The sequence below is a fragment of the Companilactobacillus halodurans genome, from assembly GCF_009600995.1.
GTDB lineage: Bacteria > Bacillota > Bacilli > Lactobacillales > Lactobacillaceae > Companilactobacillus > Companilactobacillus halodurans.
In genome coordinates this window covers 1-21,608 of record NZ_VDFO01000029.1, presented here as the reverse complement: position 1 = coordinate 21,608, position 21,608 = coordinate 1, and the positions used below count along the sequence as shown (strand labels likewise).

Annotated in this window: 21 protein-coding genes and 1 tRNA gene; 15 read left to right on the top strand and 7 right to left on the bottom strand. The window is 34.1% G+C overall.

Annotated elements, in window-relative coordinates; genetic code table 11:
- Position 1 precedes the first annotated feature (1 nt).
- Entirely contained in the window at positions 2–583 is a 582-nt protein-coding gene (locus tag FHL05_RS08330) for a thymidine kinase (protein WP_153384403.1), read from the bottom strand.
- A 151-nt stretch (positions 584–734) separates the two neighbouring features.
- Here FHL05_RS08330 and FHL05_RS08325 point away from each other — a divergent pair, with 151 nt between their 5' ends.
- Positions 735–2,078: a Mur ligase family protein gene (locus tag FHL05_RS08325; protein ID WP_153384404.1), complete on the top strand. Its 1,344-nt coding sequence runs from the start codon at positions 735–737 to the stop codon at positions 2,076–2,078.
- Positions 2,079–2,141: 63 nt separating this feature from the next.
- On the opposite strand, the gene FHL05_RS08320 is transcribed toward FHL05_RS08325, so the two are convergent.
- The 3 genes from FHL05_RS08320 to FHL05_RS08310 all read right to left on the bottom strand — a co-directional run bounded on the left by FHL05_RS08320 (position 2,142) and on the right by FHL05_RS08310 (position 6,778).
- Positions 2,142–3,110, bottom strand: a complete 969-nt coding sequence (locus FHL05_RS08320) for a serine hydrolase domain-containing protein (protein ID WP_153384405.1) — start codon at positions 3,108–3,110, stop codon at positions 2,142–2,144.
- Between the two features lie 72 nt (positions 3,111–3,182).
- Entirely contained in the window at positions 3,183–5,057 is a 1,875-nt protein-coding gene (locus FHL05_RS08315; RefSeq protein ID WP_153384406.1) for an ABC transporter ATP-binding protein, read from the bottom strand.
- Positions 5,058–5,059: 2 nt separating this feature from the next.
- Positions 5,060–6,778: an ABC transporter ATP-binding protein gene (locus tag FHL05_RS08310; RefSeq protein ID WP_153522450.1), complete on the bottom strand. Its 1,719-nt coding sequence runs from the start codon at positions 6,776–6,778 to the stop codon at positions 5,060–5,062.
- 95 nt (positions 6,779–6,873) lie between these two features.
- Here FHL05_RS08310 and FHL05_RS08305 point away from each other — a divergent pair, with 95 nt between their 5' ends.
- The 10 genes from FHL05_RS08305 to FHL05_RS08260 all read left to right on the top strand — a co-directional run bounded on the left by FHL05_RS08305 (position 6,874) and on the right by FHL05_RS08260 (position 12,622).
- Entirely contained in the window at positions 6,874–7,572 is a 699-nt protein-coding gene (locus tag FHL05_RS08305) for a CPBP family intramembrane glutamic endopeptidase (RefSeq protein WP_153384408.1), read from the top strand.
- Positions 7,569–7,799 carry a hypothetical protein gene (locus FHL05_RS08300; protein ID WP_153384409.1) on the top strand — a complete coding sequence of 77 codons (231 nt, stop codon included), beginning with the start codon at positions 7,569–7,571 and terminating at the stop codon, positions 7,797–7,799. The genes FHL05_RS08305 and FHL05_RS08300 overlap by 4 nt, the downstream gene beginning before the upstream one ends.
- Before the next feature lie 64 nt (positions 7,800–7,863).
- Positions 7,864–7,936, top strand: a tRNA-Glu gene (locus FHL05_RS08295).
- A gap of 325 nt (positions 7,937–8,261) precedes the next feature.
- Positions 8,262–8,651, top strand: a complete 390-nt coding sequence (locus FHL05_RS08290) for a DUF2513 domain-containing protein (RefSeq protein WP_153384423.1) — start codon at positions 8,262–8,264, stop codon at positions 8,649–8,651.
- A 209-nt stretch (positions 8,652–8,860) separates the two neighbouring features.
- Positions 8,861–9,208 carry a hypothetical protein gene (locus FHL05_RS08285; protein ID WP_153384424.1) on the top strand — a complete coding sequence of 116 codons (348 nt, stop codon included), beginning with the start codon at positions 8,861–8,863 and terminating at the stop codon, positions 9,206–9,208.
- 115 nt (positions 9,209–9,323) lie between these two features.
- Positions 9,324–9,704: a PH domain-containing protein gene (locus FHL05_RS08280; protein ID WP_153384425.1), complete on the top strand. Its 381-nt coding sequence runs from the start codon at positions 9,324–9,326 to the stop codon at positions 9,702–9,704.
- Positions 9,705–9,797: 93 nt separating this feature from the next.
- Positions 9,798–9,974 carry a hypothetical protein gene (locus FHL05_RS08275; RefSeq protein ID WP_153384426.1) on the top strand — a complete coding sequence of 59 codons (177 nt, stop codon included), beginning with the start codon at positions 9,798–9,800 and terminating at the stop codon, positions 9,972–9,974.
- Positions 9,975–10,116: 142 nt separating this feature from the next.
- Positions 10,117–10,854 (top strand): oxygen-insensitive NADPH nitroreductase, encoded by a 738-nt coding sequence (gene nfsA / locus FHL05_RS08270; protein ID WP_153384427.1) that lies wholly within the window; start codon positions 10,117–10,119, stop codon positions 10,852–10,854.
- Positions 10,855–11,083: 229 nt separating this feature from the next.
- Positions 11,084–11,923, top strand: coding sequence for a helix-turn-helix domain-containing protein (locus FHL05_RS08265; protein WP_153522448.1), 840 nt, complete (start codon positions 11,084–11,086; stop codon positions 11,921–11,923).
- Between the two features lie 60 nt (positions 11,924–11,983).
- On the top strand, positions 11,984–12,622 hold the full coding sequence (locus tag FHL05_RS08260; RefSeq protein WP_162853730.1) for an NUDIX hydrolase N-terminal domain-containing protein: 639 nt from the start codon (positions 11,984–11,986) through the stop codon (positions 12,620–12,622).
- Positions 12,623–12,694: 72 nt separating this feature from the next.
- Here FHL05_RS08260 and FHL05_RS08255 read toward each other — a convergent pair whose 3' ends face one another.
- Together FHL05_RS08255 and FHL05_RS08250 are read right to left on the bottom strand one after the other, a co-directional pair.
- Complete coding sequence (locus FHL05_RS08255) at positions 12,695–13,525, bottom strand: aldo/keto reductase (protein WP_162000258.1); 831 nt, start codon at positions 13,523–13,525, stop codon at positions 12,695–12,697.
- A 240-nt stretch (positions 13,526–13,765) separates the two neighbouring features.
- Positions 13,766–14,842 (bottom strand): serine hydrolase domain-containing protein, encoded by a 1,077-nt coding sequence (locus FHL05_RS08250; RefSeq protein ID WP_153384431.1) that lies wholly within the window; start codon positions 14,840–14,842, stop codon positions 13,766–13,768.
- A gap of 187 nt (positions 14,843–15,029) precedes the next feature.
- Between FHL05_RS08250 and FHL05_RS08245 the strand changes: the two genes are divergently transcribed.
- The 4 genes from FHL05_RS08245 (at position 15,030) to glyA (ending at position 18,766) form a co-directional block, all read left to right on the top strand.
- A complete protein-coding gene (locus tag FHL05_RS08245; protein ID WP_153384432.1) occupies positions 15,030–15,578 on the top strand; it encodes a LemA family protein in 549 nt (182 codons plus the stop codon).
- A gap of 12 nt (positions 15,579–15,590) precedes the next feature.
- Entirely contained in the window at positions 15,591–16,499 is a 909-nt protein-coding gene (htpX, locus tag FHL05_RS08240) for a zinc metalloprotease HtpX (protein ID WP_153384433.1), read from the top strand.
- A 209-nt stretch (positions 16,500–16,708) separates the two neighbouring features.
- Positions 16,709–17,518, top strand: coding sequence for a DNA/RNA non-specific endonuclease (locus FHL05_RS08235; protein ID WP_153384434.1), 810 nt, complete (start codon positions 16,709–16,711; stop codon positions 17,516–17,518).
- A 3-nt stretch (positions 17,519–17,521) separates the two neighbouring features.
- Positions 17,522–18,766 carry a serine hydroxymethyltransferase gene (gene glyA / locus FHL05_RS08230; RefSeq protein ID WP_153384435.1) on the top strand — a complete coding sequence of 415 codons (1,245 nt, stop codon included), beginning with the start codon at positions 17,522–17,524 and terminating at the stop codon, positions 18,764–18,766.
- Between the two features lie 65 nt (positions 18,767–18,831).
- On the opposite strand, the gene FHL05_RS08225 is transcribed toward glyA, so the two are convergent.
- Positions 18,832–20,805, bottom strand: coding sequence for a BspA family leucine-rich repeat surface protein (locus FHL05_RS08225; protein ID WP_153384436.1), 1,974 nt, complete (start codon positions 20,803–20,805; stop codon positions 18,832–18,834).
- Positions 20,806–21,608: the final 803 nt, after the last annotated feature.

Here is a 21,608-nt window from a genome sequence, read left to right as displayed (position 1 = left end):
ATTAATCTTTATTAAGCATTGGAGGATGGTTATAGTGTCGACGGCATACTGGGTAGTACATTTCATTACCACCGATTGCAATCTGATCTCCGTCATAAACTGGTTTACCATTTGCCATACGCATATTCATTGTAGCTTTTTTTGTACAGAACCAACAAATTGTCTTCATTTCTTCTAATTTATCAGCATACAACAACAAATATTTAGTTCCTTCGAACAATTCATTTCGAAAATCGTTCTTCAAGCCAAAAGCCATAACTGGGATTCCTAAATCATCAACGACTTTTGTTGCTTGCAAAACCTGATCTTTGGTCATGAATTCACATTCATCGATCAAAACGCAAGATGCGTTTGGATTCTCTTCTTTGACAATTTCAAAAACATTTGAATCATCCTTAAGAGCAATTGCATCACGAGTTAACCCCATTCGACTCTCTATCTTACCTGCACCGGAACGGGTGTCTAAAATACTAGTCATTAAGATAACTGACTTACCTTGTTCTTCATAGTTATGCGCTACTTTCAAAATCTCAATCGATTTTCCACTATTCATAGCACCGTATTTAAAAAATAATTGAGCCAAATTTACGCCTCCAAAAATATGTCCTAAAAGATTATAACGAAAAAAGACGCTCTTGAACACATCAAACATTTTCAAATCGAACAAAATCAACTAAAATGTAGCTCAGGTGTGATAATATTATTTTAATTAATTCAATTTGGGGTTTTTATTAATGACATTTAAATCAGGAATCGCAACATTAACAGGAAAGACATCCTACTTTATTTTAAACAAGCTTTTTAATGGTGGATCTTCTTATCCAGGAAAAATTGCTTACAAAATTGATCCAGATATTTTAAGAAGTCTCGGCAAGGATTACGACCTTATCGTTGTTACTGGTACTAATGGTAAGACTTTGACAACATCATTGATCAACAAAATGTTGATTCAAAAATATGATGACGTTTTGACCAATCCAACCGGTTCTAATATGATTCAAGGTATCGTTACAAGTTTTGTGACGCATCACAAAAAAAGCAAAAAGCCATTGGCTGTTTTAGAAGTCGATGAAGCTAACGTGCCTATCATCTGTAAATATATCAAACCAAAGTATTTTGTCTTAACAAATATTTTCCGTGACCAAATGGATCGTTACGGTGAAATCTATACAACTTATCAAAAAATTGTCGATGGTATCAAAATGGCACCAGATGCAACTATCATTGCTAATGGCGATGCCGCTATCTTTTCTTCAAAAGAATTGCCTAACAAATTTGTTTACTATGGCTTTTCTGACAAAGGCGATGAAAATGAAGATTTTAAAGCACCAACTAATACTGACGGCGTTCTTTGTCCTAAATGTAATCACATTATGCACTATCATATGATTTCTTATGCCAATCTTGGCAGTTACTTCTGCCCTAATTGTGGTTTCAAGCGAAATGATTTGAAGTATCAAGTAACAAAAATTTCTACTCTCCTACCTAATAAGACTGAGTTCGAAATCGATGGCAATAAGTTCAAGATGAATATCGGTGGAAAATACAATGTTTACAATGCTTTGGCTGCTTTCGCGATTGCTTCAGAAATGGGTATCAGCACCGACCAAATGCAAAAAGCCTTTGCCTATGATGAAAAAGTTTTTGGACGTCAAGAGACAATCAACGTCGATGGCAAAGATGTCAACATCATCTTAGTTAAGAATCCCGTTGGTCTAAATCAAGTCATCGAAACAGTTCTCAGCGACAAAGATCCATATACATTAGCCTTTTTGTTGAATTCTAACTACGCTGATGGAATCGATACAAGCTGGATTTGGGACGGAAACTTTGAAGATTTTGATTTCGGCAAACTACCACTAGTTATTACTGGTGGGAAACGTGTTAAAGATGTAACTTATCGATTCAAGATTGCCGGTCTCGATATGAAGAAAAATCTGGAAACAGTTGAAATTGAAGATTTCGTCAAAGAGATACCAAAGATTCCAACTGAAAAATTATATGTTCTAGCAACTTATACCGCTATGTTGGGACTTCGTAAAGCCCTTGGCGATAAAGGCTATATCAAACAAAAATAATATATATTTAAAAGACTACTTATTACTATTCGTATTTGAATAGTTACAAGTAGTCTTTTTTTATTATTTACTTTCTTTTAAAAATGAATTTAAAATTGTTTCTCTTCTTTCCAAAAATAATTGATTAACTTGTCTTGGATGAACACGGTTAGTCAAAACAACCATCGCATTTTGATGGGCATAATCTAAAGCAATAAAATGTCCCGTATAGCCAGTGTGGAATAAAACATGGCCAGAGCCATCTGGTTTAACATCCCAACCTAAAGAGCGACCAGGGTTTAACTCCGTATAGTTATGATAAAGAAATTTTTTATCAGGTAACAACATGTCTTGTGCAAATTTCAAAACATCATTTAAAGTTGAAAACATTCCAGCAGATCCACAATGCTTGCCTAATTGTTGAGCCTTAGGGTCATTAACGACTCCCTGCAACATTTTTCCTGCTACTTTATAAGTCGGCACGCACAATTTTTTGTCTGGCTCAAAAGTGGTTTCCTTTAGACCTTCGGGTTCAATAATGTATTTCATAATAGCATCTTGAACTGGCATCTTATAAAACTTTTCAATCACTAGACCTAAAAAGATCAAACCAGTATCCGTATAAACTACTTTCTTATTAAAAGTATCAGTTACAGGTAGCTTCAGCATGGCTTGAAGCAATTCTTCACCATTCATCTCATCACGATCAGGAATAAATCCATGAATACCAGAAGTATGAGTAATTAAATGAAATAATTCGATTCGACTATCGGTAAATTCAGGGAGATATTTTTTGATTGGGTCGTGTAAGTTGATCAATTTCTCATCTAACATTTTTAGAATCAACGGAACTGTCCCCATCACTTTAGTTAATGAGGCCAAATCGTGCAATTCATCGCCTTTGAGCGGTAAAATTTCAGGAAACCATGCCTTATTGCCGTATGTATATTTTTTCGTCTGAGACGAGCTGATGAAGCCAAAACTAGCCCCAGGAACAATTTGTCGATTAACTAAATCAATTATTTGAGCTTTAGTTTCTGTAAAATCTGCCATAAATCCTACCCTTTCTTTTGAAGATAAAAAAAGAACGTGCCCTAGCACGCTCTAATTATATACTTTTGTAAATTACATTGTGACATTTCCAGCGAATTGTGAATTATAAAGATCCGCATAGAATCCATTCTTAGCCATCAATTCATCATGATTACCAGTTTCAACAATTGAACCATGATTCATAACGATAATCTTATCGGCATCTTGAATGGTTGATAATCTGTGAGCAACGACGAAACTAGTTCTATTCTTCAATAGACGTTCCATCGCATGTTGAATATGTAATTCAGTTCTTGTATCAACTGAAGATGTAGCTTCATCAAGAATCAAGATTTCAGGGTTGGCCACAAAAGCCCGAGCAATTGTAATCAATTGTCTTTGACCTTGAGAAATATTTGAAGCCTCTTCATTCAAGACTGTGTCATATCCTTTAGGAAGTTGACGGACGAAGTTATCTACATGGGCTGCCTTAGCTGCATTGATGATTTCTTCTTTAGTAGCATCTTCACGACTGTATTTCAAGTTATCATAAATACTACCAGTAAAGAGCCAAGTATCTTGTAGAACCATTGCATAATGACTTCTAACATCTTCACGAGTCATATTGCGGACATCTCTGCCACCAATCTTAATGGAACCGCCAGATACATCATAAAAGCGTTCCAACAAATTGATAATTGTAGTTTTACCAGCACCAGTAGGTCCAACGATAGCAACCATTTCACCCGGTTTAACTTTTAGATTGTAATCTTCAAGCAAGATAGGACTACCTTCGTAACCAAATTTAACATGATCCAAGGTAACTTTATCGTCAGTTTCAACATCAGGAACATCGACTTTTTCATTCTTCATTTCTGGTTCATCAAGAATTTCAAAGACACGTTCAGCAGAAGCTACCGTTGCTTGAATCGTGTTAGTTAAGTTAGCTAGTTGCGCAATTGGCTGTGAAAATTGATTCATGTATTGCAAGAAAGCTTGGATATTACCTAAAGAAATACCACCATTAGCAACTTGAATACCACCATAAATGGCAACGAAGACATAACCTAAGTTATTAATGAACGTCATCAAAGGCATAACGATACCAGAAATCAATTGCGCTTTCCAAGAAGCCTTATACAATTTAGCATTTTCTTCTTCAAAAGCATCGATTGATTCTTCCTCGTGGTTGAAACTTTTAACAACGACGTGGCCGGCATAATTTTCTTCAACTTGATTATTCAAGAGACCTAATGAAGTCTGTTGACGTTTAAAGAATTTTTGCGATTGTGGAGCAATGACGCCCACGACAACTAAACTCAGTGGAACTGTGATCATAGCAATCAAAGTCATTTTCCAACTGATTGTCAGCATCATCCAGATAACACCCACGAAAGTAACGGAACTAGTTACCAACTGCGTCAAACTTTGTTGCAAAGTTCCGGCGATGTTATCCATATCGTTGATAGCACGTGACATAATATCACCATTAGAGTGCGAATCATAATATGAAATAGGTAAACGTTGCATCTTCGACTTCAAATCACGTCTTAATTTATAAACTGTTCTTTGTGAGATTCTTGTCATCACAAATTGTTGAATAAAACTAAATAGCGCTGAAGCAAGATACATTAAAATTACAATGAAAATTATTTGTTCAATTTTACCAAAGTTGATTGGGAGCCCATTAATTTCGATACCAGCCTTTTGTTGAGCTATCCCTTTCATCATCCCTTTGTAAATTTCAGTTGTTGCTTGTCCTAAAATCTTTGGAGTCTTAATTTGGAAAACGGCTGAAGCAATCGCTAAAGCTAATACGATGATTAGACCAACGATATAAGTCGACATATATTTAGCTAGGCGACCACTGGTCTTCCAAAAATTCTTAGGCTTCACAACTACTGCTGGGCCACGATTTCCTGGACCATGTCCAACAGAAGGTGAATCTTGAGATTTCTTTTCAGCCATTACTAATCCTCCTTCAATTGAGACTCAATTATCTCTTGATAAGTCTTATTATTTTCTTTTAATTCTTGGTGAGTTCCAAGACCGACCATCTTACCGTTATCCAAGACAACGATTTGGTCAGCATCAGCAACAGTTGAGATACGTTGTCCAACAATGACAACCACTGCTTGACTGATTTTCTCATCATTTTTCAAAGCTGTCCGCAAATTAAGGTCAGTCTTGAAATCAAGTGCAGAGAAGGAATCATCGAAAACATAAATTGAAGCATCTTTAACTAAGGCACGAGCGACAGCCAAACGTTGTTTTTGACCACCTGAGAAGTTATCTCCGCCTTGTTCAACAATACCATCCAATTGTCCATCGAGTTCCTTAACAAAATCAGCAGCCTGAGCAATCTCTAAAGCATGCCAAATTTCATCATCAGTTGCATTATCTTTACCATAGGCCATATTCTCACGAATTGTACCTTTGAAAAGAATAGCAGTTTGAGGAACCATTGATACCTTGCTGTTGATATCTTCAGTGATCAAAGCCTTAACATCAGTTCCATTTAAACTGACGACACCAGTTTCAGCATCATAAAATCTTGGAATCAAATTGATCAAAGTACTTTTACCAGAACCAGTACCACCAATAATGGCTAAAGTTTGGCCTTTCGTAACTTTGAAATTCAAGTTTGCCAAAGCTAGATTTTCAGCACCATGATATCTAAAATTGACATCATTAAAACTAAGTGATGGTTCTTTTGCCACTTCAGCAGGCTTTGCTACAACATCGATTCGGCTCTTAGTTTCAAAAACTTCTTGAATACGAGCTGCAGAAGCGGAAGCACGTGGAACGAAGACGAACACCATCGAAAGAATCATGAAACTCATTAAGATTTGCATAGCATAGGTCATGAAAGCAATCATATTACCAATTTGCATTGATTGATTAGCAATATAATGAGCGCCTAACCAAGTAATTCCAACATTGGTACCACTCATAACTAAGGTTACGACTGGAAACATTACCGCTACGATCGTGAATACTTTAACAGCATTGTTAGTGTAATCAGCATTGGCATTTTTGAAACGATCTTGTTCAAATTTATCTTGTCTGAAAGCTCTGATAACACGAACACCCGTCAAACCTTCACGAAAGACTAAGTTCAAACGGTCAGTTTTCTTTTGCATTGCTTTAAACAATGGCACCGCAAAAAACATAACCAGTGCGACAACAATAACTAAGATAGGAATAGAGATTAAGAAAATTTTGGTCATTTCAGCATTTTTTTGATAGGCCATAAAACTTGCCCCAATCAACATGATTGGAGCCATAATCATCATTCTCAACATCATAATCATCACATTTTGGATTTGAACAACATCATTAGTAGTTCTAGTCGTTAATGATGAAGTCTCGAACTTGTCGAACTCATCGTGAGTAAAGTATAATATTTTCTTAAATAAATCGGATCTTAATTTACGACCTAATCCTTGAGAGGCCTGTGCTGCCATAAAGACATTACCAAAGGCAGCAATAACAGCGATAAGTGCCACAATCGCCATTTCCATACCGGCATGCATGATATAATCAATATCACCAGTAATAACACCTTTATTAACAATGTCTGATGTAAGATTAGGAATATAAAGCGTCGCAACAACTTGGAAAACCATAAAAATGACCGCTGCAAGTACTTGCACTTTATTAATCCTACCTCGAGCAATCTTGAACATTTATTCACTCCCTTTAAAAAAACTCATTATAGTATTAAAGCACTAATCATCAAAGATTTCTAACGATTATCTCAAAAAAATAAGGTGAATTATCAATGAATAAATCAAAAAATACTTATCATCCTATAAAAGTCATACTTCTTATTATAACCTTTTTATTCTTATTTTTAATGGAACAGCTTCCATTAAGTATATTAACTTTAACTAAAAAGGAACTCGGAGCAAATTATAGCTCATATATCAGCTATGCTCCACTCCTAACACTCATTTTGTTAGCGATTTCAACAATAATTCTCATTTTTGTTTTCAAACATGCTCAAAAATTCCCTACGCAAAAATTTACTAAAGGTACTTGGATGATCGTTGTCATCGCAACCGTTTTAACCATGGTGATAAATTTTGCTACCGTACCGTTTATGAGGAGCTCCAATGAAAACGTCGATGCTTTGAAATTAGTGGCAAACAATAATATGGTAATTTTAATTCTTTTCACAATATTTGTTGCACCAATTTTGGAAGAAATTCTTTTCCGTGGAATACTTATGAACTGGTTTTTCGTTGATCGACCCTTTTTAGCAATTTTGTTAAGCGGAATAGTCTTTGGTTACGTTCACGCACCTTTTAGTGCCAATACCGACTGGATTTACGCCCTTTCGAAAATTTTGTTGGGAGTGGTTTTAGCTGGAGTTTACTATCGAACTAAAAATATTAAAGCTGATATCACCGTACACTTTTTAAACAACATCTTAGCAATCTTAGGTGGTACCATCATTTCGGGGGCTGTCTTACTATGAAAAATAGACAAAAGAAATTTAATGAGATTTATCAAAACCTCTTACGAAAAGTTGTAATGTTTGGAGTTTTATCAATGCTTCTAATTGCTAGTGCCAGAATCACCGGTTGGGTAATTATGGAATATGCTGGTTTTGCCAGTGCCATCTATACTATCTTTTTGATTGGAACTATGATTTATGTACTCTTTATTAAGTCAAAAGATAAGGATGATGAAAATAATTCTTAATTAATTGAGGAATTATATTGACATAAGCCCTACTTTACAGTTAAAATTATGAATGTTGTTTAATTGCCCGTTGGTCAAATGGTTTAAGACGCCACCCTCTCAAGGTGGAGTTATGGGTTCGATTCCCATACGGGTGATAACGGGGGTTCAATGAGTTTTAATAGCCTCCAAAACCGTTGATATAAAAGCATTTTGAAATTTACAATTTTGATAAGTTTCGATATGGCTCAAAAAAAGTGAGCCACAAAAATATTTTGTGGACTGCAAAAATATGATCGTTAGTCTTAATTGACTAGCGATTTTTTTGTACAAAAAACTCACGATAATTTTCGTGAGCTAATTAATAATCATTTCAAAGCAATCATTTGTTGAGCTGTACTTATTGTCTACTTTTTTGAATATTATTATTCTTTACACTTATTTTTTTTGGTATTATTTTAAAAAAAGGAATTAATATTATAAATGAGACTGAATAATGAATGTATTCGTAATTCTTTGCTAGAGATTGAAAGTAAATTAGAATTTGATGAAAATCTTGAATCAGAAGAATTATTAAAGTTTGAAACTTGTAAGAAATTTGGTAATGAAGAATTTTTATATACATTATCAAAATTGAATGAAGCTGGATTTATAGTGTTTAATACTACTAAGGCAGATAATAATTCATACTACTGGTTTAACGTTTCAGAAATAACTTGGAACGGACATCAATATCTTGATAATGTTCGAGACCCAATTGTTTGGAAAGAAACAAAAAAAGTCCTTAAAAACTTTGAAAGTGTTTCAATCAGTTTTGTATCAAACGTAGCTGCAGAGATACTTTCAAATTTAATTAAACAATACATGAATTAAATTGATAAAAGTTCCATATATCAGTCAAACCTTAATTGATTTGACTGTTTTTTATTTATCTAATTAAACAAACCCATCATTTAATAAATATTATATGGATTATTTTAAACAACGTAAAAAAATGAGAAATAGTTCTATCCCAATTTGATATTTTTATACAAAACATAATCGATACAATAAATATAATTGTATTTGTTGTCCAAAGTTCATTGACAAAAAAACTGAACACTTTAACTGAATGCAACAAAAGTGAAAATCAAAAAGATATCAGCACCAAAACGATTAATAAAAAAAATTATCAAAACGAATTGAATGTAAAAGGATTAACTAACAATTCAAATGTTGATTTGAATCCAGGTACAGTTGCTTTAGATGAAAATGGAAATAGTCCCACTCAAGAATATGAAGATAACTTGCAAAATAGCCTACTACCAAGTAAAACCGTGACTGGCGTTTTAATATTCGATATTGGAAAAGATAATGCCAATCCAATCAACCTAGAATTCTCCAATTCAGATTTTGAAACAATTGGCACTAAAACTTACAATATTAAATAATTTTTAAAAATCCATTCAAATTTCACTTGTAGCTTCTGATTGCTTTAATATACAATTACATTTTTATAACTTTAAACTACTCCATACAAAATCACAGCCGGAGGAGGGTTTTACTTTGAGTATACTTAGCGGACTAATGGGAAATGCTTCTAATTTCAGTAAAGAAGCTGTAAGAAAGGAACTTGGTTCTGTCTTAATTCCTGATGAAGAAATCGATTTAGCTTTCAAATGGGTTAGAAACATGGTGATTTTTACTAATTACCGCCTTATCGTCGTTGACAAACAAGGTGTTACTGGTAAGAAAACTGATTACAGAACACTCCCTTATAAGAGCATCTCTCGATTTAGTGTGGAAACTTCCGGTCACTTCGATTTGGATGCGGAATTAAAAATCTGGATTTCTAGCGCTACTGAACCAACGGAATCTTTACAATTTACTAAGGATAATAGTATTGACGCAATTCAACAGGCATTAGCGATTGCAATTTTGAAATAGACGCTTCGAAAAATTAGTCTTAATTACTACCCTATTTGGAACCATTGGAACTATACTTTATTATTCCAAAGGCAAAGACTGGAGGTAATTATTATGGCAGCACCTATCGAAGATAAAACTTTTAGAGGTCAAGAATTGATGATTATGAAAAACGCCATTGTCGATATTTTGACTATAAATTCTGTTAATATGATTATTAATTATCAAGTTGATCCAGACAAAGACAAACGTCCGATTCAACCGGGATTGGTAAACAAATTAAATTTTTAAACGTTAATAATAATGGAGCACAGTTCAATAAAAGAACATTGTGCTCCACTTTTTTGTCTCAAGGGTTATTACATTAAATTACGTTTCGTAAATGTTATGATAACAAAATGAGTTTTTAATTTTTGCAAAATGAGGTATAAATATGAATCAAACAATTGAAAATTTAATGAATCACGTCTCAGTCAGAGACTTTAAAGACCAAGCAATCAGTTCAGAAGCAAAAAGTAATTTAATTGCAGCCGCTCAAAGTGGCTCAACATCGGAATTCGTTCAAGCTTTCTCTATCATTGAAATAACGGATCCAAAACTTCGTAGTGAATTATCAGATATTACTATCAGCTCCCCACATGTTAAAAAGGCCGATACTTTTTACGTTTTCGTAGCCGATTTGCATCGTCAAGCAACAATGTTAGAAAAGCACCATCAAAATCTAGACAGTCTAAAGAATATGGAATCCTTACTTGTAGCTACAATTGATACAGCTATTGCTGCTGAAAATATGGCTGTGGCTGCTGAATCAATGGATTTAGGGATTTGCTTTATCGGAAGCATCCGCAACAACATTGAACAAGTTGCCAAACTATTGAATCTACCTGAATTGACCGTTCCCCTATTTGGAATGACGATTGGCGTTCCAAATCACAAGAACCAGCATAAGCCAAGAATGCCTAAGCAAAACCAAGTTGCTACTAATAGCTATGATGACCAAAGTTTCACTGATTTAAGTCAATACGACCAAACGGTCCATGATTATTACGCTGCTCGTGAAACTAACGCCAGTGACACTAACTGGACTGAAAAGAATTTAGCCATTTTCAAACAGATTCGTCGACCAGAAGTTGGCCCATTCTTGAAGAAACAAGGATTTAATCTCGATTAGTCTAAAATTTATTTTGCACAATAAATCAGTTCTTTACAAAAAGTTTAATAACAGGAATAGGCTAGTTTAGTTAGGTCCCCGGCCGTTTTCAATGGATTATCCAGATAACTTTACTGAAAGTTTACATAGTAATATACAAAAACTTTACATTAATTGAACACAAAATACACACTACTTCTATACCATTTACTTATAAAAACATTATATAAGAACAGTAGGTGTGAATAATATGGATAATTTAGGGGACATTTTGAAGGAGACTCGCCAGCAACGACAACTTTCTCAGTTAGAAATTGCGACGGATATCTGCTCTCAATCTACTCTTTCAGAAATTGAACATAATAAATACATTCCGAACATGCAATTATTGATCAACATTTGCCAACGGCTCTCTATAGATTTGTACGACTTATCTTTGGTAAACAGTTTTAAAATTTGTAAAGACAATTACTCGAATGCTAAAATCAATCGTCTTTATAGTAGTAGAAACTATCAAGCTCTTCAGAATTTTTTGAATCGGCCAACAGTTATCGAATTAGTACAAACTAGCAAGCAAACCCAAGCATATTACTATTATTTAGCAATTTGTGCCCTACACTTGGAAAACAAGTTTGACAATGCTAAAGAACTTCTGAAACTATCGCTTGCCAGCACTGAACACAATCGCAAACAAACAGTTTTATCAAGAATTGGCAATATTACTTTGGCTTATGTTTATTCAAGACAAGGGTTGAAGAATTCAGCTTATCGGCAAATTTCTTTGGCTTTTAAAAAATTTGATAGAGCTACTTATGATGAAAATCTTAACGTTGTCTTTTACCTGGCATCCCTTTCCTACTACGAGTTATCTAAGTATGATTTAGCTATTAAGATGATTGAGAATGGCATTGATTTTATTCAAGAAAATGAGTCTCATTCCATGTTATTGAATAGTTTCCTTTTAATGGCAAATATTGCCGAAGCTATTAAAAATGAACCAAAAAATGTTCCCATCACAAAAGAATATCATTTCTTTAATAATTTCTTGCACGAGCGCAATGCTTATCGTTCAAATGAATTAGTTCAATAAACTAGTTTGCGTAACCCGGTTCTCAGTGACCCCGCCATCGTGATACAATCGTTTTAAAGGATGGTGTCAAACATGGAAGATACAGAACTCCTGCTTGAACAGTTGCAAGCAATCTCCCAGACTGGCAAACATTATAGTAAAGACGTTTTTGATCGCGAAAGATATGATCAACTTGAGTCTGTGGCTAAGAAATTAACTTCTCAGCTAGTCCAAAATTCGAGTAAAAAACAATTGAATATTTATTTCGACTCCGATACAGGGTACGTCACTCCTAAAGTTGATGTGCGAGCTGCCACTTTTAAAAATGATAAAATCCTTTTGGTGCGTGAAAAAAGCAGTGGTCAATGGTCAATACCTGGCGGTTGGGCTGACATTGGTTATTCAGCTGGAGAAATTGCTGAAAAAGAAACTTTTGAAGAAGCCGGAATCAAAGTGATTCCCAAGAAATTAATTGCTGTTAAAGATATGCAAAAAAATCATTACCCTAAAAAGAATTTAAATTATATTTATAAAATGTTCTTCGAATGCCAACCAACAGAAGATGACATTCACAGTGGCGTTGAAACTTCCGACGTTAAATATTTTAGTTTGGAAGAGGCCTTAGACTTGAATTTGTCATTAGCACGGAATTTACCTGCTGATTTTAAAATGGCCTTTGATTGTCACCTTAGTGATGACTGGCAAACATATTTCGACTAAAATAATTTCTTAATAAAACTACAAAAGCGTAACAGCCATGATTAATAAATTGACTGATACGCTTTTTAATTTTTAAAATTCTTCATAAACTGCTGGATCTTGATCGTTAGTCCGACCATCTGGTTTAGTTAAATCATTGATTTTCTTCATATCATCGGAACTGATTTCAAAATCAAAAATATCTAAATTCTCACGTTGTCTTACTGGAGAAGCTGACTTAGGGATTGGAATCGTATCTAATTGATGTTCCCATCTAAAAATAATTTGACCAACTGTCTTGTGATACTTCTTTCCCAATTCAATTAGAACAGGATCTTTAAGAACTGAACTTGCACGCCCTAAAGGACTCCAGTCCATGGTAACTATGCCGTTGTCATGATCATATTTACGCATTGGAGCTTGATTGAAATATGGGTGCAATTCAATTTGATTGATAGCTGGTAAAATACCGGTTTCTGCCTTCAATTTATCCAAATGCTCTGGCAAGAAGTTGCAAACACCGATTGATTTTACCAATCCAAATTTTTGAGCATCAATCAAAGCTTGCCAAGCTTCCACATACATTCCACGTTTTGGATTAGGCCAGTGCAAAAGATAAAGGTCAAAATGGTCTAAATGTGCGCGATAAAGAGATTCTTGCAACGCTGTGATTGCATCTTGATGCGCATAGTAACGACCAGGCAATTTAGAGGTAATCGTCAATTCATCGCGATTAACTCCGCTTTCTTCGATGGCTTTACCAACTGTTCCTTCATTTTCATAATTATAAGCTGTATCAAGCATTTTATATCCATTATTAATGGCAGAAACAATACTTTGAACACCAGCATGACCGTTTAATTTATAAGTTCCAAAACCAAAATTTGGAATATTACGTCCATCATTTAATTTATACATAGATATGTTCCTCCTCAATTAACTATTATAAACGTACAATAGTTTTGATTCATAAACAAACAACTTAACCTTTTAGACATAGAAAAAGACCTACATCAATCCGTGATGTAGGTCTTTAGGCCACTTTACAGTAAATCTTTGGAATGTATAAAGCAGTCATTTTTAAATCACAGGTAGGCTACCTGCATTCCTTATCATACAGTAATTATTCATCAATTACTACACTTAAATGAATTCTTCTATGATTTATTGATTGGCCATTCCGTAAATCTGTTTGGCAATTGGTTTTACATCTGCTGCAAGACGTTGATAATTTTCTAAAACGACTACAGCATTTTGCCCATTATCTGAAATATGCATGACTGTTTGAAATCCGTATCCCCAGCCATTAGCAAAATTATCATTCTTCGCATGGTACAAACCGCCACCATAAGTACTGATGCTTCCTGACTTAAATAGTGTCTGACGTGAAGCTTTTGTCAACATGGGACCTGACATAATATAATGTTCTACTTTAAATAGATCATGTGTACTCATATAAACTTGTCCAGTTCCAAGTTCATCATATTCAAATGAACGTGGCGTAACCATTGGTTGTTTATAATTCAATGTTGCATTGAGCGGATCAGAATTATTATACCCTAAGGCTTTTTGAATGTTTGAAGAATCGTTGTAAGCAAAAATGGTTTTCTTTAAATGCAATTTCTTTACGTAATTATCAATAAAGAGTTTCCGATATGACTTACCCGTTAATTGTTCCAAAATACCACTGAGCAAATTATAATTTATCGCTTGATAATTCCACTTATTATAAAGCAAATTCGAAAATTTAATATTTTTCATATCAGCAGCAATTATTCCTGAGTCTGACAAAACTGAGCTTGGTCCGATATTACCCTTCAATGAAAGACCTGATGTCATATCTAACATCTGTCTAATCGTAATCCGGTCGCTACCAGGAACTTGTGGATAAAAGCGAGATAATTTAGTTTTTAAAGTCAATTTGCCCTTTTGGACTTCTTTCATAACTAGAGCTGCTGTCATCGATTTTTGGACCGAATCGATTTCATAGGCTGTATTCTTTTTATTATCGAGATTATTAGCATTGTCAGCATAGCCACGACTAGTGCGATAAATTGGTTTGCCATCTCTAATAACTAAGATGCTGCCTGAAAAGCCCTTTTGATCCAACAGTTGGTCCACTTTTTTTCCAAATTCATCATTAACTGAGGTGTCGATTTCACTGCTTGCCAAAACAGTTGGTGACGTAAAATTGGAAAAGAGCGCAAAGAGCATAAAAATAGATAAAATGATTTTCTTCATAATATTCACCTGGGGAAACCTGTGAATAAATGACCTTCCTTATTCACTGATTATAATTTATTTTTTAACAGAGTAATAATAATTTAACTCGATTTTATCGATAGTTGACATTCTGGATAGTTTCATTTAATACTCACTGATGAGCCATATGGTAAAATGGAAATAATTAAGAATAGAGGAGATTTAAATGACAACACTAATAATAAATGCAATAATCGTAATACTTGTTATTGCTTATGCTGGTATGTATAACAATCTTGTTAAATACCGCAATCGTGCTCGCGAATTTAGCTCACAAATCGACGTTCAATTAAAACGTCGGACAGACTTGATTCCTAACCTTGTCGAAACAGTTAAAGGTTACGCCAAGCATGAAAGAGAAACATTATCTAACGTTGTTGAATTAAGAAATAACGTAACTAATGCAAGTTCTTTACAAGATAAAGTAAAAGCTGATAGTGCCTTAACAGGTGCTTTAAGACAAGTCTTTGCACTTGCAGAAAACTATCCAGACTTAAAAGCTAATCAAGAATTCTCCCAGCTTATGGAAGAATTAACGAATACTGAAAATAAAGTTTCATATGCTCGTCAAGCTTATAATAGCCAAGTACAAGCATACGATACGGCAATTCAAACTTTCCCACGTAACATGATTGCTAAAATTCACGGATTTACAGAAATGCAGTTCCTTGAAATTCCTGACGTTGAAAAAGAAGCTCCAAAAGTTAAGTTTTAATCGAGGTAGACTATGATCTACGAACAAATTGATCGTAATAAAAGAAAGACCTATCTGATATTCTTCGTCTTCTTTTTGCTACTAGTTGCCTTAGGAAGTTTTATCGGTGAGTATTTTGCAGGTAATATTTACTCAGGAATTATTATTGCCTTAGTCATCGCGATTGTCTATACCCTAATTACTTATTTTCAATCCACCAGCATCGTTATGCAGATGAATGGCGCCAAAAAATTAGATTCTGCAAAGGATGCACCTGATCTTTTCCATATTGTTGAAGATCTTTCAATGGTCGCAAATATTCCTTTGCCAGATATTTATATTATCAATGACCCAAGTCCTAACGCCTTTGCAACTGGACGAGACCCAAAGCATTCAGCTGTAGCTGTTACTTCTGGATTATATGAAATGATGAATCGTGAAGAACTTGAAGGCGTCTTAGCCCATGAAATCTCTCACGTAAGAAATTACGACATCAGAGTTTCCACAATTTCAGTTGCATTATCTTCAGCCATCATCCTCATTTGTTCAATTATTGGCAACGCCTATCGATTTTGGATTCCGATGAATGACGATGACCGCGATAATAACAATTCTGGAATCATCAGACTCGTATTATGGTTAGTAGGTTTAATTTTTATTATCATTGGACCACTAATTGCCAGTCTCGTTCAAATGGCTATTTCAAGAAATCGAGAATATCTTGCAGATGTATCTGGTGCTGAACTTACTCGTAATCCCCAGGGATTGATCAATGCTTTAGAGAAATTAAAGCAGAGTACTAAGCCAATGCAAAAAGTAGACGATGCTAGTGCATCCCTTTATATTGATGATCCTACAAAGAAAAAACACTTTTCAGGATTATTCGATACTCACCCACCATTGGATAAACGAATAGCAGCTTTAAAGAAGTCTTTTCAATAATAAGAATATAATGTTTTTATTTAAAATAATCTCGGCTGATTCAATTTAATTGGTCGAGATTTTTATAGTTAATTTAAGAATCATACTTCAGATTTTGTAGTTTCCGAACGATTTTTTATTATTGTAAATATTGTTCAACATTTCTGAAAAGTTATGATAAAATCGTATTTGAAGATTTAATAAATCTTCGTAGTGAGGGAAAAAGAATTATGTATATGTTATTGCTCGTTTTATTGGGCGCAATTATTTTATTTACTACTTTCATGGTCAAACCGAAGCGTCGCATTCATCGACGACTAGTTTCATTAGGAATTGTCTTGGTCATTGCCGGTGGTTCAGGTATTTATGAATCATTTCAAGGTAATCCTCCAAACCAAAGCAATCAATCTAATCAAACTGAAACGACCACTAGTTCCAACACAGATTTAGCGAACTTGAATTACCAAAGCAGTCAAGAAATTGAGGTCAATAATAATACCCCTACCTTCACAAAATCCGAACTAACCACTTCAAACGGTGCTTGGCAAAAATTTAGCGACTTAGATAATTTGAACCGAGCTATTGAAGCTGATGCATTATTAAACAAAAGCCTGATGCCTACTGCTAAGCGTGAAAGCTTGTACGTTAATCCGACAGGTTGGCACAACAAGCGAATCAAAGGTGGCTGGCTTTATAATCGCTCGCACTTGATTGGTTATCAATTAACAGGACAAAATAATAATCCTAAAAATTTGATGACTGGAACTCGTTCTCTAAATTCACCGGAGATGCTCAAACACGAAAATGATATTGCTTATTATTTGAAACAAAATCCAAATAATTATATCAGGTATCGTGTTAAGCCAATTTATCGTGGCGACGAATTAGTTGCTCGCGGCGTTCAAATGATGGCTGAATCAATGAATTCTTCAGGTCAACCAGACAAACAAGTTTCCTTCAACGTGTATATTTTTAACATTGAAAAAGGTGTTAAGATTAATTACAGCGATGGTACCAGTGTAGTTAATAATAATTATTAGGAGATGGTCGTAGTGCAATATAGTACAGGTGATAAAGAAATTTTTGATCTAATTAAGAAGGAAGAAGACCGACAAAATAGAAATATTGAGTTGATTGCTTCTGAAAATATTGTTTCCGACAACGTTAGAAAAGCTCAAGGTTCAGTTCTAACTAATAAATATGCCGAAGGTTATCCTGGTCGTCGTTACTATGGTGGTTGCGAATATATTGACCAAATCGAACAAATTGCAATTGATCGTGCTAAAAAGCTTTTCAATGCCGAATACGTTAACGTCCAACCCCACTCAGGTTCACAAGCCAATGCTGCCGCTTATCAAGCCGTTTTAAAGCCTGGTGATTCCGTGCTTGGAATGAGCTTAAATGCTGGTGGTCACTTAACTCACGGTTCAAAAGTTAATTTCTCTGGTAAAGTTTACAAGTTTCACTCATACGGAGTTAATGCGCAAGGTTTAATTGACTACGATGACGTTTTAAAAATTGCTGAAGAAGTAAAACCAAAACTAATTGTCGCTGGTGCTTCAGCATACAGTCGTATCATTGACTTCAAAAAATTCCGTGAAATTGCTGATGAAGTTGGTGCTTACTTGATGGTCGACATGGCTCACATTGCGGGACTTGTTGCCGTTGGCTTGCACCCTACTCCAGTTGGCGTAGCTGACATCGTTACAACAACTACACATAAAACTCTTCGTGGTCCACGTGGTGGAATGATCCTAGCTAACGAAGAACTTGGTAAGAAACTTAATTCTGCTGTCTTCCCAGGAACACAAGGTGGTCCTTTGGAACACGTTATTGCTGGTAAAGCCGTTGCTTTTGGTGAAGACCTCCAACCAGAATTCAAGACTTATATGGAACAAGTTGTAAAAAATGCTGCCGCAATGGCAAAAGTAATCAATGATTCTGACAATCTATCAGTTTTAACTGGTGGTACTGACAATCACTTGCTTAACGTTGTCTTAACTGAAAGTGGCATGAACGGTATGGAAGTTCAAGACTTACTTGATTCAATCCATATCACAACTAATAAGGAATCTATTCCAAATGACCCCTTGCCACCTAAGTTCACATCTGGCTTGCGTTTAGGATCACCTGCCATCACTTCAAGAGGATTTGACGAAGAAGATTGTAAAGAAGTAGCTCAAATTATCGTTGATGCTATCAAATATCACGATAACCCTGATGAATTAAAGAATTTGGATGCACGTACAAAAGCATTGACTGACAAACATCCAGTTGAAACAAACTAAGACTATCCAAAAAGACCAATCCTTATTCTGAAATGAATAAGAACTGGTCTTTTTTATATTTTATATTAGTTTAATTTTTGAACATCTGATGAAATGACAAACTCATTAGTAGCCACTCGATAATATAATTTTCCATTTATTACTGTTGTTCTATCGCTGTACCAATCTGTCAATGGAGCTAATCCTCGATTACTTTTAGTCCCTTCTGCTTTTAACAATGTCTTATTTGTACCGTGAATTGTTTCAATATTGATGAAATTATCTTTATAAATATATACTTTATTAGCTTTAACCCATTCATTAGTAGCAATCCGATAGTAAGTATTATTACCAATCTTTAGTTTTTTATCACTATACCAATCAGTATTTTTATTTAAAGCCCGATTGGTTACTTGTATCATCTTATTGTTGGAATTGAATGAATAAAGAGATACTGGTGGTTGATCACTAAATGTAGCCAACAAATTATTTTCAGTACTCAAATTAAATTGAGGAGCTTTATCATTATTGGATTCGTGTGTAGTTGGAATATTTATATTCTTAATTTTTTTGTAAATCACTTTTTCTTCTGTAGTAATTGTTCCATTAGCATTAACTTTGGCCTTAACTGTTTTTTTAACGTGAGTATAGCCAGATACATCGGGCACTTTTACTTCAACAATTTGACCAATAGCTCCTTTAACGTTTTTAACAACTTTATTTCCAAGGTTAGATTTAATTGAAACATCCGAAATAACATTTTTATCAATTTGTTTGGAATATTTTACCGATTCATCCGTTGTGATTGTACCATTTTCATTTACAACTGCTTCAACAGTTTCTTTATCAGCAGTATAACCAGATTTGATAGGTACCTTTATATTTAAAACATCCCCAATATTACCAGATACATCAGTAACTGTCTGTGGTCCTAAGTTTGATTGAATAACCAAATTTGCAGTTCTCTTAGGATCTGGTACAAAAGTATCAACAAAATACTTATCTTTTTCTTCTTTGGAATATGGATAACGAATTACTCTTGAATTATCGTAATAATCAGAGATACTAGCAGTAGAAAAAGACTTATTACCTTGAGGATCTTTGGCAGTACCATTTCCAATATTGACCCAGCGTTTAACATTTTTAGCTGGTAAAACAGTATTTTTAGTAAATTGATTTAATGTACTTAACTTAATTGACTGTAAATGAGTACCTACAAACATTGTCGAGGTATCCGTTACTTTACCCGCTGTATATAATCCCCAGCTAGATAAATCAATTGTCTTCAGAGCTGAATCATTTTCAAACATATTTTTTACATTTTTTAAAGATGCTAAGTTGCTGTACGGATCATCAACAACAAAATTAACATTAACACTTTCCAACCCTATATCATTAGCAAACATTTTTTCCAAAGTCATCGCATTATTTAAATCCCACTGAGATAAATCAATCGATTTTAATGACGGATCATTTTCAAACATATGTGACAAATCCAAAAACCCTCTTGTAGTCATTCCCTTTAAATCAGGCAAATCTATACTTGTTAATGAAGTATCGCCACTAAATGTACCTGTCCAATAACTAAGATTTGTCGCATCAATCTTATCCCAATTTTTAAAATCAGTTAAATTGGTCAAATTTGCAAAAAGGTAATTAGCATATTTGGGCATTTTAACAATTCCATCAAATGAAATAACTTTAATATTCGACGAATATTTAGCCCATGGTGAGGTCTTAGTTTTATTATCATTATTTGAAATTGTACCTTCCTCTAAGTGTAATGTACTATCATTTTTTGTTATATACCACTGTGTATCTTCAGTTTCTCCGGTACCATAATCCCCACTTGCAATAATATTACTTGGTTCTTCTGTTCCATTTTTTGAATTTGCAACATTATTTGAATCACCATCTTGAACATTTTGAACTTGATCTGTTGATATTCCTTGTGCTTTAACTATATTGGATGGTGATAATAAAAATCCTAATCCACTAATTATTGATATACCAGAAGCAATAATCAATTTCTTTTTCAATCCAAACCTTTGAAACTGCATAATATCCCCTTACCTTCATATAATATTAAACAATTACCGCCTCGATTATAGATGGTAAGAAGTCCAAGTTCAATTGTTAAGTATAATTATTTTTATTAAGGAATAAATAATACATTCAAAAAATCATAACTATGATAGATACGACTATTCAAGCTCTCCGAAAGTATATAAATTGTGTATTATTACATATTCCAATAATTTTCTAGAGCATACCGTTGGAAAAATAACGAAACTCAAAAAGGGTTCTTATGACATTTAAGTGCAGTCTAAGCCCTGCTTTTTATTTTCCTCAAAAACAAAAATCCCAATTCATACAAAATAATTGTACGAATTGAGATTTTTTAATTAATTGAAACTTAGAAAAACAAATTTTTATTCATTATTTCACAGCATCTTTCGATATGTACTTTGTATCTGAACTTAGGCCCAAAACACCATTAGTAAGTAACTTACTATTCTAATTATAAAGTCTAGTAAGGCTATTGCTAAAGATGCGACATATGCAATTTATTATATTTTATTTTTCCCCTTTTTTTAAAAAAATTAAATTACATAACATCATTACTTTGTACCCATTCATTAACTCCTACACGGAACATTAATCCATTATTCTTTGTTCTAGCCATTCCATTAGTTTTCCAAGGAGTATTAGCTGAAAGAACTACACCTTTAATCTTTGGACTTAAGTCAAATCCTCGGACACGAACTCTATTCTTAATTTAACAAACTGAAGCCGTTGGTTTCTTCGAATTGCTTAGGGGTCATATAGCTTAAAGCACTGTGAATTCTTTTACGGTTGTACC

Coding starts and splice junctions, on each gene's coding strand:
- FHL05_RS08250 (WP_153384431.1), bottom strand. CDS start 14,842: ATGAAGAAAATCATTTTATCTATTTTTATGCTCTTTGCGCTCTTTTCC.
- FHL05_RS08315 (WP_153384406.1), bottom strand. CDS start 5,057: ATGGCTGAAAAGAAATCTCAAGATTCACCTTCTGTTGGACATGGTCCA.
- glyA (WP_153384435.1), top strand. CDS start 17,522: ATGGTCGTAGTGCAATATAGTACAGGTGATAAAGAAATTTTTGATCTA.
- FHL05_RS08235 (WP_153384434.1), top strand. CDS start 16,709: ATGTATATGTTATTGCTCGTTTTATTGGGCGCAATTATTTTATTTACT.
- FHL05_RS08305 (WP_153384408.1), top strand. CDS start 6,874: ATGAATAAATCAAAAAATACTTATCATCCTATAAAAGTCATACTTCTT.
- nfsA (WP_153384427.1), top strand. CDS start 10,117: ATGAATCAAACAATTGAAAATTTAATGAATCACGTCTCAGTCAGAGAC.
- FHL05_RS08290 (WP_153384423.1), top strand. CDS start 8,262: ATGAGACTGAATAATGAATGTATTCGTAATTCTTTGCTAGAGATTGAA.
- FHL05_RS08265 (WP_153522448.1), top strand. CDS start 11,084: ATGGATAATTTAGGGGACATTTTGAAGGAGACTCGCCAGCAACGACAA.
- FHL05_RS08225 (WP_153384436.1), bottom strand. CDS start 20,805: ATGCAGTTTCAAAGGTTTGGATTGAAAAAGAAATTGATTATTGCTTCT.
- htpX (WP_153384433.1), top strand. CDS start 15,591: ATGATCTACGAACAAATTGATCGTAATAAAAGAAAGACCTATCTGATA.
- FHL05_RS08325 (WP_153384404.1), top strand. CDS start 735: ATGACATTTAAATCAGGAATCGCAACATTAACAGGAAAGACATCCTAC.
- FHL05_RS08320 (WP_153384405.1), bottom strand. CDS start 3,110: ATGGCAGATTTTACAGAAACTAAAGCTCAAATAATTGATTTAGTTAAT.
- FHL05_RS08310 (WP_153522450.1), bottom strand. CDS start 6,778: ATGTTCAAGATTGCTCGAGGTAGGATTAATAAAGTGCAAGTACTTGCA.
- FHL05_RS08260 (WP_162853730.1), top strand. CDS start 11,984: ATGGTGTCAAACATGGAAGATACAGAACTCCTGCTTGAACAGTTGCAA.
- FHL05_RS08275 (WP_153384426.1), top strand. CDS start 9,798: ATGGCAGCACCTATCGAAGATAAAACTTTTAGAGGTCAAGAATTGATG.
- FHL05_RS08245 (WP_153384432.1), top strand. CDS start 15,030: ATGACAACACTAATAATAAATGCAATAATCGTAATACTTGTTATTGCT.
- FHL05_RS08300 (WP_153384409.1), top strand. CDS start 7,569: ATGAAAAATAGACAAAAGAAATTTAATGAGATTTATCAAAACCTCTTA.